The organism is Brevundimonas sp. KH_058 (assembly GCF_057838505.1).
Window position 1 is genome coordinate 1,316,555 of the sequence record NZ_CM174469.1, and the last position, 13,838, is coordinate 1,330,392.

The window sequence follows — 13,838 nt, forward strand, 5'->3', positions numbered from 1 at the left end:
GCGAGGAAGCCCCGACATGTTCTACTCTTGTTCACGCCAAACTTGCGCAGGAAGTCCTGATGTCGATGCAAGACCCGTCTGCCGCCGAGCCCGTGCGCGTGTTCGAGGACGGCTCCGGCGACCGCTTTCTGATCTACGGCGCCCATGACGGAGCCAGGGTCGAAATCCGCTTCGACGGCGATGCGCTTTGGATGAGCCAGGCGCAGATCGCGAGCCTGTTTGGGCGGGACTTGTCCGTGATTTCACGCCACATCAGCAGCATTCTGGAGGAGGGCGAACTCGACGAGTCGATTTCTTTGCAGAAAATGCAAACAAATGGTCGGGGGCGGCCAGGCTTCCTCTACAGCCTCGATATGGTGATCTCGGTCGGCTACCGGGTCAGTTCGGCGCAGGCGACCCTGTTCCGTCGCTGGGCCACCGCCGTGCTGATCCGGTTCGCCACGCGCGGATTCGTGGTCGATGTGGAGCGGATGAAGGCGGGCGGCCAGCAGGATCGCATCCGCGAACTGCGCGACATCATTCGCGACATCCGCAGCGAGGAAGCCAACCTCTATGCGGAAATCCGTCAGATCTGCAGCCTGTGCCAGGATTACGATCCCAGGTCGGACGCCTGGCGCACCTTCTACCGGAACACCCAGGCCAAGCTCTGCTACGCGGTGACCAGTCACACGCCCGCCGAGATGCTGATGACGCGCGCCCACGCGGCGGAAGCCGACATGGGCCTTCGGTCCTGGAAGGGTGAGCGAATAGTTTCGGCCGACGTGACCGTGGCCAAGAACTTCCTGGCGCCGGCGGAAGTCCGCGAGCTGAACCGTCTGACCGACCTGCTGCTGACCATCTTCGAGGACCAGTTGGAGACCGGTCGGTTGACGACGATGGCGCAAGCTTCCGAACTTCTGGACGCTCAGTTGAAGGGGTTGGGCCGCGTGGTTCTGTCCAACGGCGGACGTGTTTCCAAGGACGACGCCGACCGCCACGCCAAGGCGGCCTACAAGGCCTTCGACATCCAGAGGCGTGCGCTGGAAAAAGCACGGGTGGAGCAGGAATACGCCGACCTGCGGAAGGCCGCCGACGCCCTGCCTGAGTCTAAACGCGCTCCTCGAAAAACCTAGGCGATCCGTTCCAGCCTGGCGGCGAAGAAGCCGTCCAGGCCGCCGTGCTCGGCCCACATCGAGGGCAGGATGCGGAGCCAGCCTTCGGGGGTCAGGGCCTCTGGCGGCGCGCCCAGGGCGGCGGGATCGGCGGCGACGGTGCGGAAGGCGGGGTTGCGGCGCAGGAAGGCGATGATCTGGGTCTCGCCCTCCTCGCGTTCCAGCGAACAGGTGCAATAGACCATCCGCCCGCCGGGCTTGACCCGTTCGGCGGCGACGTCGAGCAGGCGGTGCTGGACATCGGCCAGTTTGGCGACCTCGGCGGGCTTGGTGGCGCGCAGGACTTCCGGGTTGCGGCGGAAGGTGCCGGTGGCGGTGCAGGGCGCATCCAGCAGGACGGCGTCGAAGGTGCGGGCGTCCTCCCAGTCCTCTGCGGGGACGGCGATCACCTCGGCGGTCAGGCCCGTGCGCTCCAGGTTCTGGCTCAGGCGCTTCAGGCGGGGGGCCGAACGGTCCAGGGCGACGACCGAGGCGCCGGCGGCGGCCAGTTGCAGGGTCTTGCCGCCCGGCGCGGCGCACATGTCCAGGGCGGTCTCGCCAGATTTCACGTCCAGCAGGCGGCCAGGAACGGCGGCGGCGGCGTCCTGCACCCACCAGTCCCCGTCCTCGAAGCCGGGCCAGCCGGCCACGTCGCCACGACGGCCGGTGCGGACCGTGCCGCCCTCTAGAGCTTCGCCCTCGACGGCGGCGGCCACAGCGGCGGGATCGACGCCGGGCTTGAGGCTGAGATCGGTCGCCGGCTCCTCGCGGGCGGCCAGCGCCAGTCCGGCCAGGGCAGCCTCGCCATAGGTCGCCTTCCAGCGGGCGGCGATCCAGTCGGGCAGATTGCTCTCGGCCGTCGTCAGGCCGGGGCCTTCACGACCTACGCCCCGCAGGACGGCGTTGACCAGGTTCTTATAGGGGCGCGTCTTGGGATCGCGTTCGGCCAGTTTCACCGCCGTGGAGACGGCGGCGAAGGCGGGAGTTTCCAGCACCAAGGTCTGGGCCAGGGCGATGCGCATCAGGGTGCGGACGGCTTCGGGCGGGGACTTCTTCAGGCGGCGGTTCAGGATCTGATCGATCTCGCCCAGACGCCGCAGGGCCGCCATCGCGACGGCGCGGGCGAAGGCGCGGTCCACGGGCTCCAGCGCGCGAGCTGCAGGCTGGGACAGGGCCTCGTCCAGACCGTTGCGCTTTTCCAGCGCCGCGTTCAGCAGCAGGCCGGCGACGACACGGGCCTCCACGCCGATGTCGTCCTGCGACGGGGCGGCGGCGGCGTCCACGGCCGGAGCGGGGCGCGGGCGCCCCTTGACAGCCATGCGGCGTCCACGCGCCTGCGAACTTTGTCCGCCTCGTCCCTCAGCACTCATACGGCCACCTGCGCGCCCAACTCGACCACGCGGCCGGGGGGAATATGGAAGAAGTCGGTCGGATTGGCGGCGTTGCGCATCAGGAAGATGAACAGCCGATCCTGCCACAACGGCATGCCCTGTCGCGCCGACGGGATCAGCGAGCGCCGGCCCAGGAAGAAGCTGGTCGACATGATGTCGAACTTCAGCCCCTGCTTGCGGCACAGGCCCAGGGCTCGCGGCACGTTCGGCGTCTCCATGAAGCCGTAGGTGACCGTGACCTTTTTGAAGTCGTCGTTGATCGGCTCCATCTTGACCCGGTCTGCCTCCTTGACGCGCGGCCGTTCGGACGTGCGCACGGTCAGGATGACGTTCTTCTCGTGCAGCACCTTGTTGTGCTTGAGATTGTGCATCAGGGCGACGGGCGCGACATCCGGGTCGCTGGTCAGGAAGATGGCCATGCCGGGCGCGCGGTGCGGCGGGCGGGCCTGCAGCATCTCGATCAGATCGTTCAGCGGCAGGCTGTCCTTGCGCGTCTTGGCGGTCAGGATCTGGGTGCCGCGCACCCAGGTCCACATGATCACCACCAGACAGGCGCCCAGCACCAGCGGCATCCAGGCCCCGTCGGGGATCTTCAGCAGGTTGGAGGTCAGGAAGACGCTGTCGATGAAGGCGAACGGGATGAGCGTCCCGGCCACCGCCCACATCGGCCATTTCCAGCCCTTGCGAATGACAGAGTAGGCCATCAGCGTATTGACCAGCATGGTCCCCGTCACCGCGACGCCATAGGCGGCCGTGAGGTTGTGCGAGCTCTGGAACACGAACAGCAGCACCAGAACCCCGATCATCAGGAAGGTGTTCACCGCCGGCACGAAGATCTGACCGGCCTGGGTCTCGGACGTGTTCCTGATGTCGATGCGGGGCAGCAGGCCCAGCTGCACCGCCTGCTGGGTCACCGAGAAGGCGCCGGTGATCACGGCCTGCGAGGCCACGACGGTCGAGATCGTCGCCAGGATTAGCATGGGCCAATAGGCGAACTGCGGCACCATGTTCCAGAACGGATTTTCGGCTGCGGCGGGGTTATCCAGGATCAGGGCGCCCTGTCCCAGATAATTCAGCGTCAGGCACGGCAGGACGAAGGCCAGCCAACCCATGCGGATCGGCGCCTTTCCGAAATGGCCCATGTCGGCATAGAGGGCCTCGGCCCCCGTCACCGCCAAAAAGACGCTGCCCAGGATGATGAAGCCCAAAAAGCCGTCGTGCAGCAGCAGGCTGACGCCGTAATAGGGCGACAGGGCGCGCAGGATGCTGATGTCGTCGAAGATGTGGACCAGGCCCAGGGCGCCCAGGCTGAGGAACCAGACGGCCGTGATCGGGCCGAAATATTTGGCCAGGCTGGCCGTGCCGCGCGACTGGACCATGAACAGGGCGATCAGGATGCCGGCCGAGATCGGCACGATGAATGCGTCCAGCTTGCCCGCCAGACCCGGCGCGTCCTGTAGCCCCTCGACCGCCGACAGCACCGAAATGGCGGGCGTGATGATGCCGTCGCCATAAAACATCGCCGCGCCGCAGACGCCCAGGATGAAGATCCAGGCGCTACGTCGACCGACCGCGAACTGGGCCAGGGCCATCAAAGACAGGGTGCCGCCTTCGCCCTTGTTGTCGGCGCGCATCAGGAAGAAGACGTATTTGAACGTCACCACGACCATCAGCGCCCAGAAGGCCAGCGACACCACGCCGACCACGGCCAGGTCGCCGCCCACGCCGCGCTGGGCATGACCGATCGCTTCGCGCAGGGCGTACAGCGGGCTGGTGCCGATGTCGCCGAACACCACGCCGATCGCGCCCAGGGTCAAGGCGAACATGCCGCCGTGCTTGGCGACCTGGCCTCCTGGAGCGTGGGACTCGGGTCCCGTGGCGTGGGTGGGCGTGTCCGGCGTGTTCGACGCGGGCGAGGGAGCGCTCGCGTCGTGGGGAGTATCCCCGGCCATGCGTATCCTCCGGGTCTCCGACGCTGCGTCGGTCCCTTCAAAGCGGCGAGCCTTTAGGCTCATTCCGCGCGGTCTTCAATCGTGCCGAAGGGGATTCGGTTTCGGCGTTCTGCGGACCGATTTGTGATTCGGGCCATGAGCGCCTATTTTCACCTCAGGAACAAAACCATGTCAGACAGCCAGCGCTTTCCCGTCGCCGCCCACGCCTTGGCCTATATGGCCCACAAGGGCGCCTATGGACCTGCGCAGGCCGCACCCAGCGGCGTGCTGGCCTCGTCGATCCCGACCAACCCCGTCGTGGTCCGTCGCGTGACGGCTCTGCTGGCCAAGGCCGGGCTGATCGCCACCCGTCCGGGCGCCACCGGCGGCTCGTGGTTGCTGCGTCGGCCAGAGGACATCCGGCTGGACGAAGTGCTGAAGGCCGTGAACGGCTGCGCCCACATCGGCTCGCCCCCGGCCGGGGCCAAGGGCTGCCCCATCAGCGAACATATCCCGCGCCAGGTCGCCAAGGCCCTGACCGCCGCCGACGAGGCGGCGACCGAGGCTTTGTCCAAGATCACCATCGCGGACCTGTTGGCCGAGAATCCGATTTCGCTGGCGGCCTATACGCCGCACAAGTCTTGCCCCGTCGCGGCCTGACCGGCCTGTGAGCCGCACGGTTCTGGTCACCGGCGCCTCGGCCGGCATCGGCGCGGCGCTCGCTCGGACCTATGCGGCCAAAGGCTGGGACCTGATCCTGACGGCACGTCGTGAAGGTCCGCTTCAGGCTCTGGCCGAAGAACTAACCGCCGCCCACGGCATCACGGCGACCGTCATCCCCGAAGACCTGTCCGACCCCGCCGCGCCTGAACGGCTAGTCGCGGCCATCGCCGCCCACGGCGTGACCGTCGACGGCCTCGTCAACAACGCGGGCTTCAGCCGCATCACCGGCTTCCTGGACACGGACCTCAGCGCCCATCGCGCCATGATCCAGGTCATGCTGACCGCGCCGGTCGAGCTGTCGCGCCTGCTGCTGCCCGGCATGATCCAGCGCGGCTTCGGCCGGGTGCTGAACGTGGCGTCTCTCGCCGGCCAGATGCCGGCGACCGGCGGCGACACCCTGTATGGGCCGATCAAGAGCTTTCTGATCAAGGCGTCCCAGGGTCTTTATCTGGAGACGCAGGGGACCGGCGTCCACGTCACGGTCCTGAACCCCGGCTACACCCTGACCGAGTTCCACGACGTCAACGGCTCGCGCGACCAGGTGTCCAGCGCCTATCCAGCCTGGATGTGGATGGACGCCGCGCGCGTGGCGGAGATCGGCTACGACGCCTGCGAAGCCAATCGCCCCAGCGTCACGCCGGGCGTCATGAACAACGTCATGGCCGGCCTGGCCCGTTTCCTGCCCGACGGGCTGGCGCTTCGCATGGTGGCGAACCACGCGAAGCGGCTGGAGCGGCTGTAGCCCCCGTCCCATCCCCGTCATCCTCGGGCTTGGCCCGAGGACCCACTGGTCCGCCCCGAGGTTTTGGAAGTGTCGCACAGCCATGAACGGCTGGCGATTGATCCGCCGTGGGCCCTCGGGACAAGCCCGAGGGTGACGGATGAGTATTAGATATGGATCGCGTGCCCAAGCGCGCGCAGCGACGCCTCATGGAAGGCCTCGCCCAGGGTCGGATGGACGTGGATCGTTCCCGCCACATCCTCCAAAACCGCGCCCATCTCCAGCATCTGGGCGAAGCTGTTGGACAGTTCCGACACATGCTGACCCACCGCCTGGATGCCCAGGATGCGATGATCGGCCTTGGATGCGAGCACACGGACGAAGCCGCCGTCCTCGCCCGCCTCGATGGCCAGCGCCCGGCCGATGGCGGCGAAGGGGAAGACCGACTGGATCACGTCGTCGCGGCCCGCGACATCGTTCGGACCCAGACCCGCCGAGACGATCTCAGGCTCGGTGAAACAGACGGCGGCGATGGTGACAGGGTCGAAGATCCGATCATGACCGGCGATGATCTCCGCGACCACCTCGCCCTGGGCCGAACCCTTGTGGGCCAGCATGGGTTCGCCGGTCAGGTCGCCGACGGCCCAGACATTCTTCATGCTGGTGGCGCAGCGCTGGTCGATCTTCACGAACGGCCCCGCCATGGCCACGCCCATGTTGTCCAGACCCCAACCCTGGGTGCGCGGCCGACGGCCGACCGTCACCAGAACCTTGTCGGCGTCCAGTTGCAGGGGTTCGCCGTCCCTGGTCGTGATCGACAGTTTCCCGTCGCCAAACCCTCCGGCGCGCGCGCCCAGGTGCAGCTCGACGCCATGCTTCTCCAGCCACTTCGCCACCGGATCGGTGAGGGCCTTGTCGTAGAGCGGAAGGATCCGCTCGGCCATTTCGACGATGGCCACCTCGGCCCCCAGCTTCCTGAAGGCGATGCCCAGTTCCAGCCCGATATAGCCGCCGCCGACGACGACCAGTTTCTTGGGAACCTCCGACAGGCTCAGCGCCTCGGTCGAGGAGATGACGTCGCCGCCGAACGGCAGGAAGGGCAGTTCCACCGGCTCGGACCCGGTGGCCAGGATGACGTGTTCGGAAGTGATTCGGATTTCGCCGTCGTCGGTCTGGACGATGCAGGTCTTGGCGTCGGCGAACTCGGCCCAGCCCTTGATCACCTTGACCTTGGCCTTCTTCAGCAGGGCCGCGACCCCGGCGTTCAGCTTACGGACGATGCCGTCCTTCCACGCGACCGTCTGCGACAGGTCGATGGCCGGCGCCGTCGCCGTGATGCCCAGCGTTCCGCCGCTGGCCGCCTTGGCCACCGTCTCGAACTTGCCCGCTGCATGGATGATGGCCTTGGACGGAATACAGCCGACATTCAGGCACGTCCCGCCCAGCCCATCGCCGCCGTCCACCAGCACGGTGTCCAGCCCCAGCTGGCCGCACCGGATGCCGGCGACATAGCCGCCGGTGCCCGCGCCGATGATGAGGACTTTGGTCTTGAGCTGCTGCATAGCGAGGCCTGTCACAGAATATAGGGGGTGCGGACGCCCGGCTCGTCGGTCGGGAAATCCTTGGTGTTGCGAGTGACCAGCAATCGACCGGTCGTTTGCGCCGCAGCCCAAATGATGGCGTCGGGTAACTTGAGGCGCTGCGTCTTGCGCAGTGAAACGGCGCGCTCCGCCACCGTGCCGTTCAGACCGATCACGGTGAACTCGTCGAGGAATTGGCGAGCCGGTTCTGCCAGATGGTCGGGAATACCGACCATCACTTCCATCCAGGTGATGATGCTGATGGCGCGATCTTCGTAGCGGTCGATCTCCGCCTTCGCCTGCGGGAACCCTCTCAGATGGTCCACGAGGATGTTGGAGTCGAACAGCGCGGCTACCATTCGCTGCGAAGCTTCTCTTGGAACTCCAAACCATCCGGTCCGTCGGCCCACAAGCCGAAGGCTTCCTGAACGCCCTTGCGGCGGTGACGGGCCAGATAGTCGTCAATCGCCGCGCGGATCACAGCCGCGCGCGGACGCTGCTCAAGCTTGGCAAGGTCGTCGAGAGCGGCGACCTGAGCCTCGTTTGCATCCACTAGAATACGCATTCTAGGCCTCCATGATATACTGAGTATATATCATATGTGGCACCTTACCCCATCCACAAGGTCGCGGGATGTTCCAGCAGCCCCTTGATCCGCTGGACGAAGACCGCCGCATCATGCCCGTCGACGATGCGGTGATCGAAGCTGGAGGACAGATTCATCATCTTGCGCACGACCATCTGACCGTCGCGGACCACGACCCGTTCGGCGATCTTGTTGGGGCCGACGATGGCGACCTCGGGGTGGTTGATGATCGGGGTGTGGACCACCCCGCCCAGCGTGCCTAGCGAGGTGATGGTGATGGTCGAGCCGGACAGTTCCTCGCGCTTGGCCGTGCCATCCTTGGCCGCACCCGAGACGCGGGCGATCTCCAACGCCGTGTCATAGGGGTCGCGCGCCTCGGCGTGGCGGACCACCGGCACCATCAGGCCGTTCGGCGTCTGGGCGGCGATGCCCAGATGGACCGGGGCGTGCTGGGTCAGGACGCCGGCCTCGTCGTCATAGGTGGCGTTGATCTGCGGCTGGTCGCGCAGGGCGACGACGATGGCGCGGGCGATGAAGGGCAGCAGGTTCAGCTTGGGCTGGTCCTTTTGCTTCGTCGCATTCAGGTGCGCGCGAAGCTCCTCCAGCGCCGTGACATCGATCTCCTCCACATAGGTGATGTGGGGAATGCGGCGCACGCTCTCGGCCATCTTCTCCGCGATCTTTCGGCGCAGGCCGATGATGCGAACCTCGGTGGTTCCCTCCGCCTTCGCGTAGGTCGAGGCGCCGCCGGATGGGGCGGACGCCGGCTGCGAGCCGCCACGCGCGATGAAGCCGTCCAGATCCTCGTGCGTGATCCGCCCGGCCGGGCCGGAACCGGGCACGAAGGTCAGGTCCACGCCCAGATCCCGCGCGCGATTGCGCACGGCCGGCGAGGCCGAGGGGCGTTCACCCGGCGCGCGGCCGGTCAGGGCGGGAACAGGCTTGGACGGGGTCGTCACCAAAGTCTTCGAAATCGCACGCGCAGTCGTCGAAGTCGCAGCGGAAACCGTCGTCGAATTCTCTGTCGGTTTGGAGGCCGGTTTTGGCGCCGCGACGGGCGTGGAGACATTGCCCCGACCCTCGACATCGAACGCCACCAGCGGGCCGCCGACGGGGACAGATTTGCCCGCGTCGCCGTAGAGGGCGACGACCGTTCCGGCGACCGGAGAGGTGATCTCGACCGTGGCCTTGTCGGTCATGATGTCGGCGATGATCTGGTCCTCAGCGACGATCTCGCCGACCTTGACGTGCCAGCCGACCAGCTCGGCCTCGGCCGTGCCTTCGCCCACGTCAGGCAGTTTGAAGACGTAGTTGCCGGTCGGGGTCTGGGGGGCGTCAAGAGCCCCTCCACCCCGCTTCGCGCGGTTCCCCTCCCCACTGACGTGGGGAGGAGACGATGCCGCCACTGTTTCCTCCCCGCGCGAAGCGGGGGGAGGTGGCTCGGAGCGAAGCGGAGAGACGGAGGGGCTCTCCTCGGCATTCCCCGCCCCCTCGACCTCGAACTCCACCAGGGGGCCGCGCACCGGCACCATTGCGCCGGGTTCGCCATGCAGGGCGATGACCTTGCCGGAAACAGGGGCGGTAATCTCGACGGTGGCCTTGTCGGTCATGATGTCGGCGACGATCTGGTCCTCTGCGACGATGTCGCCGACCTTGACGTGCCAGCCGACCAGTTCGGCCTCGGCGGTGCCTTCGCCCACGTCGGGCAGTTTGAAGACGAAACGACCCATGTCAGCGACCTCCCGTCATGACGCTCTTCAAGGCGTCTGCGACCCGTTGCGGTCCGGGGAAATATTCCCATTCGAAAGCATGGGGATAGGGCGTGTCCCAGCCGGTGACGCGCGCGATGGGCGCCTCAAGATGATAGAAGCAGCGCTCCTGAACCAGGGCCGACAGTTCGCCGCCGAAGCCCGAGGTCTTGGGCGCCTCGTGCACGATGACGCAGCGGCCGGTCTTCTTAACGCTGGCCTCGATGGCCTCGATATCCAGCGGTACCAGGCTGCGCAGGTCGATGACTTCGGCGTCCACGCCCGCGTGTTCGGCGCCGGCCAGGGCGACCCAGACCATGGTGCCATAGGCCAGGATGGTCACGTCATTGCCTTCACGCATGACCCGCGCCTTGCCGATGGGTTCGACATATTTTCCGGTCGGGACCTGGGCCAGATCCTGGGCCTTCCACGGGCTGACCGGCTTTTCATGCCAGCCGTCGAACGGGCCGTTGTAGAGGCGTTTCGGCTCGAAGAAGACGACCGGATCGTCATCCTCGATGGCGGCGGTCAGCAGGCCCTTGGCGTCATAGGGGTTGGATGGAATGACGACCTTCAGGCCCGCGATATGGGTGAACAAGCTTTCCGGCGACTGGCTGTGGGTCTGGCCGCCGAAGATGCCGCCGCCATAGGGACTGCGCACCACGATGGGCGAGGTGAACTGGCCGCCCGAGCGATAGCGCATCTTGGCCGCTTCCGAGACGATCTGATCATAGGCCGGATAGATGTAGTCGGCGAACTGGATCTCGACGACGGGGCGCAGGCCATAGGCGCCCATGCCGATGGCGGCGGCGACGATGCCGCATTCGCTGATCGGGGCGTCGAAGCTGCGGGTCAAGCCATGCTTCTGCTGCAGCTTGTCGGTGACGCGGAAGACCCCGCCGAAATATCCGGCGTCCTCGCCGAACGACAGGACATTGGCGTCCTCGGCCATCTTGACGTCGATGGCCGAGTTCAGGGCCTGGATCATGTTCATCGGCACGACGCCCGAGCCCGTCGCCTGCGAAGCGGGGGCGGCGTTCTGGTCGACCATGTCCGGCTCGACGCCGTCGTTGCGATCGGCGTCGGTGAAGGTGGTTTGCTCAGCCATGGTCAGACCCCCACCTCGCGGCGCTGTTCGATCAGCCGCCAGTCTTCGGTCGCATAGACCTCTTCGAACATCGTCTTCACGCTGGGGCGCGACTGGCCCAAGGTGCCGATGGCTTCGGATTCCTTGCCGGCGGCGCGGACCTGTTCGACCGCCTCCTTCAGCGCGGCCGTATGACGTTCGTCGTCCCACTCGCCGATGACGGTCAGGTGCTGGCGCAGCCGTTCCAGCGGATCGCCCAGCGGCCATTTCTCGTGCTCGTCGCCGGGGCGATAGCGGCTGGGGTCATCGGAGGTCGAGTGCGGGGCGCCGCGATAGGTGAACAGTTCGATCACCGTCGCCCCCTGGTTCGAGCGGGCGCGTTCCTCGGCCCACTGAGTCGCCGCCCAGACCGCCAGGAAGTCATTGCCGTCAACCCGCAGGGCCGGCAGGCCATAGCCGATAGCCTTGGAGGCGAAGGTGGTTTCCAGCCCGCCGGCGATGCCCTGGAAGGACGAAATGGCCCACTGGTTGTTGACGACGTTCAGGATGACTGGGGCGCGATAGACGCTGGCGAAGGTGAGGGCGTTGTGGAAGTCGCCTTCGGCCGTGGCGCCGTCGCCGATCCAGCTGATGGCGATCTTGTCGTCGCCCTTGTAGGCGCTGGCCATGGCCCAGCCGACCGCCTGCGGCACCTGGGTCCCGAGGTTCCCAGAGATGGTGAAGAAGCCGTAGTCCTTGGCCGAATACATGATCGGCAGCTGGCGGCCTTTGATCGGGTCCGCCGCGTTCGAATAGATCTGGTTCATCATCTCGACCAGTGGATAGCCGCGCGCGATCAGCAGCCCCTGCTGGCGATAGGTGGGAAAGCCCATGTCCTCGCGGCTCAGGATCATGCCCTGGGCGACCGCAATGGCCTCTTCGCCGGTGCACTTCATGTAGAAGCTGGTCTTGCCCTGGCGGTGGGCGCGGTGCATCCGGTCGTCGAAGGCGCGGGTCAGGATCATGGCTTTCAGACCGCGACGCAGCGTCTCGGCGTCCAGGCGCGGGTTCCACGGCCCGACGGCGTTACCTTCGTCGTCCAGCACCCGAATCAGGCGGAAGGCGAGATCGCGCATCTCATAAGGGGTCGATCCGACCTCGGGCCGTTCGACCACGCCGGCGGGGTCCATCAGCAGATGGCTGAAGTCCGGCGCATCGCCGGGACGGCCGGAGGGTTCCGGCACGCGCAATGACAGGGGTTGGCTGTTCTTTTTCACGTTTTCGTCGTTCATGCGGGCGTCCATATCCATTCGGGGTCCGTCCGTGTTTCCTCTGGACGTGTGATAACACGGCCCCTAAGCAGGTGCTCGCTCAAATTGACCTTGCAAAATCCCGATCTCGGGTATTTTATTTCGCGATAATCATCATCGGAGAAACGCATTGGCCGACGAACTCGACCCCATCGACGCCCGCATCCTGGATATCCTGCAGCAAGACGCCGGGCTGTCGGTCGCGGAGGTCGCGGATCGCGTCGGATTGTCGGCCTCGCCCTGCTGGCGGCGAATCAAGCGGCTGGAAGATTCCGGCCTGATCACCAAGCGGGTCACCCTGCTGAACGCGCAGCTGCTGGGCCTGGACTTCGAGGTGTACGCCATCGTCAAGCTGATGCTGCCCTCGGCCGACAATCTGAACCTGTTCGAGGCCGCCGTCGCCAAATGGCCGGAGGTGGTCCAGTGCGCGACCATCACCGGGCGCGAGGACTATGTGCTGCGGATCATCACCTCTGACATGCACGCCTTCGACCTGTTCCTGCGCGAGAAACTGCTGGCCCTGGGCATCGTCTCGGACTGCGAAAGCCACATCGTCACGCGCGGCGTGAAGAATGTGACCGCCCTGCCTCTTGGCATCATCACGCCTCACGTCGGATAAGAGGTCTCAGGCGACTACGTTCGCCAAAGGGACCAAGACCATGATCGAACTCGTGATCGACGCGCGCCGCAAGGACCTGGGCGGGTTCGAGGTCGGGCGCGTCCTGCCCTTCCATTCGCGCCGGATGGTCGGGCCCTTCATCTTCCTGGACCAGATGGGGCCGGCCGAGTTCGCAGCCGGAGCCACGGCCATTGACGTGCGGCCGCACCCGCATATCGGCCTGTCGACCCTGACCTATCTGTTCGAGGGCGAGATCATGCACCACGACAACCTCGGCTATGATCAGGCGATCCGGCCGGGCGAGGTCAACTGGATGACGGCCGGCAAGGGCATCGTCCATTCCGAACGCACCGATCCGCTGAGAAAGAGCACCGGCGGGGCGATGCACGGGATGCAGGCCTGGGTCGCCCTGCCCGACGAGGCCGAAGAGACCGATCCGGCCTTCCATCACCTGGGCGAGGACGCCCAGCCCGCATACGAGAACGGCGGCCTGTTCGCACGTCTGGTGGCGGGCGAGGCCTATGGCGCCAAGGCCGCCGTGCCGGTGTCGTCGCCGTTGTTCTACATCCACTGGGAGCTTCAGCCCGGCGTCCGCACCGCCCCGCCGTCCGGCAAGGGCGCCGGGGGCATGAGCGAACGCGCCCTCTACGTGGCCAAGGGTTCCATCGAGGTCGGCGACCGCACCTTCCACGAGGGTCAGATGATCGTGCTGGAGCCGACGGCCGAACCGACCGTCAAGGCCCTGGTCCAGTCGACCGTCATGGTGCTGGGCGGTGAGCCGGTGGGCGAGCGGCTGATCTGGTGGAACTTCGTCGCCTCCAGCCAGGCTCGGATCGATCAGGCCAAGGCCGACTGGAAGGCCGGGCGGATGAGTCTGCCCCACGCCGACGACCTGGAGTTCATCCCCCTGCCCGACGAGCCGACCAAGGCCCAGGCCGCCCCGGCGCCGGTCGAGCCCAAGCCGACCGACCCGGTCTAGTGGCAAAGCACTGACTTTCTCCCTCCCCCTGCGGGGGAGGGTGGTCGAGCCGAA

At 66.4% G+C, this 13,838-nt stretch carries 13 protein-coding genes; 5 read left to right on the forward strand and 8 right to left on the reverse strand.

Features of this window, described 5'->3' with window-relative positions; all coding sequences use genetic code 11:
• Positions 1-59 precede the first annotated feature (59 nt).
• Complete coding sequence (rhuM, locus tag AC3ISA_RS06265) at positions 60-1,112, forward strand: RhuM family protein (RefSeq protein ID WP_489179773.1); 1,053 nt, start codon at positions 60-62, stop codon at positions 1,110-1,112.
• Here the strand turns inward: rhuM and AC3ISA_RS06270 are convergent.
• Both AC3ISA_RS06270 and AC3ISA_RS06275 read right to left on the reverse strand, forming a co-directional pair.
• Positions 1,109-2,449 (reverse strand): RsmB/NOP family class I SAM-dependent RNA methyltransferase, encoded by a 1,341-nt coding sequence (locus tag AC3ISA_RS06270; RefSeq protein ID WP_489179774.1) that lies wholly within the window; start codon positions 2,447-2,449, stop codon positions 1,109-1,111. The genes rhuM and AC3ISA_RS06270 overlap by 4 nt on opposite strands.
• A 47-nt stretch (positions 2,450-2,496) precedes the next feature.
• The gene (locus AC3ISA_RS06275; RefSeq protein WP_489179775.1) at positions 2,497-4,473 is read right to left on the reverse strand and encodes a potassium transporter Kup; all 1,977 of its coding nucleotides are present in this window, start codon (positions 4,471-4,473) and stop codon (positions 2,497-2,499) included.
• A 168-nt stretch (positions 4,474-4,641) separates the two neighbouring features.
• On the opposite strand from AC3ISA_RS06275, the gene AC3ISA_RS06280 reads away from it, so the two are divergent.
• Complete coding sequence (locus AC3ISA_RS06280; RefSeq protein ID WP_372691563.1) at positions 4,642-5,112, forward strand: Rrf2 family transcriptional regulator; 471 nt, start codon at positions 4,642-4,644, stop codon at positions 5,110-5,112.
• Positions 5,113-5,119: 7 nt separating this feature from the next.
• Complete coding sequence (locus tag AC3ISA_RS06285) at positions 5,120-5,917, forward strand: SDR family NAD(P)-dependent oxidoreductase (protein WP_372691564.1); 798 nt, start codon at positions 5,120-5,122, stop codon at positions 5,915-5,917.
• Positions 5,918-6,063: 146 nt separating this feature from the next.
• On the opposite strand, the gene lpdA is transcribed toward AC3ISA_RS06285, so the two are convergent.
• From lpdA to AC3ISA_RS06315, 6 genes are read right to left on the reverse strand one after another with little or no spacing between them, the layout of a single operon-like run.
• Complete coding sequence (gene lpdA, locus AC3ISA_RS06290; RefSeq protein ID WP_489179776.1) at positions 6,064-7,458, reverse strand: dihydrolipoyl dehydrogenase; 1,395 nt, start codon at positions 7,456-7,458, stop codon at positions 6,064-6,066.
• A gap of 11 nt (positions 7,459-7,469) precedes the next feature.
• Positions 7,470-7,835, reverse strand: a complete 366-nt coding sequence (locus tag AC3ISA_RS06295) for a type II toxin-antitoxin system VapC family toxin (protein WP_489179777.1) — start codon at positions 7,833-7,835, stop codon at positions 7,470-7,472.
• The gene (locus AC3ISA_RS06300; RefSeq protein WP_135194230.1) at positions 7,829-8,041 is read right to left on the reverse strand and encodes a ribbon-helix-helix protein, CopG family; all 213 of its coding nucleotides are present in this window, start codon (positions 8,039-8,041) and stop codon (positions 7,829-7,831) included. Before AC3ISA_RS06300 ends, AC3ISA_RS06295 begins: the two co-directional genes overlap by 7 nt.
• A gap of 44 nt (positions 8,042-8,085) precedes the next feature.
• The gene (locus tag AC3ISA_RS06305) at positions 8,086-9,792 is read right to left on the reverse strand and encodes a dihydrolipoyl dehydrogenase family protein (RefSeq protein WP_489179778.1); all 1,707 of its coding nucleotides are present in this window, start codon (positions 9,790-9,792) and stop codon (positions 8,086-8,088) included.
• A 1-nt stretch (position 9,793) separates the two neighbouring features.
• Positions 9,794-10,918 (reverse strand): alpha-ketoacid dehydrogenase subunit beta, encoded by a 1,125-nt coding sequence (locus tag AC3ISA_RS06310; protein WP_489179779.1) that lies wholly within the window; start codon positions 10,916-10,918, stop codon positions 9,794-9,796.
• A gap of 2 nt (positions 10,919-10,920) precedes the next feature.
• Positions 10,921-12,168: a thiamine pyrophosphate-dependent enzyme gene (locus AC3ISA_RS06315; protein ID WP_489179780.1), complete on the reverse strand. Its 1,248-nt coding sequence runs from the start codon at positions 12,166-12,168 to the stop codon at positions 10,921-10,923.
• A 148-nt stretch (positions 12,169-12,316) separates the two neighbouring features.
• Between AC3ISA_RS06315 and AC3ISA_RS06320 the strand changes: the two genes are divergently transcribed.
• Both AC3ISA_RS06320 and AC3ISA_RS06325 read left to right on the forward strand, forming a co-directional pair.
• A complete protein-coding gene (locus tag AC3ISA_RS06320; RefSeq protein ID WP_135194232.1) occupies positions 12,317-12,805 on the forward strand; it encodes an Lrp/AsnC family transcriptional regulator in 489 nt (162 codons plus the stop codon).
• Between the two features lie 40 nt (positions 12,806-12,845).
• Positions 12,846-13,784 carry a pirin family protein gene (locus AC3ISA_RS06325; RefSeq protein WP_372691569.1) on the forward strand — a complete coding sequence of 313 codons (939 nt, stop codon included), beginning with the start codon at positions 12,846-12,848 and terminating at the stop codon, positions 13,782-13,784.
• Positions 13,785-13,838 lie beyond the last annotated feature (54 nt).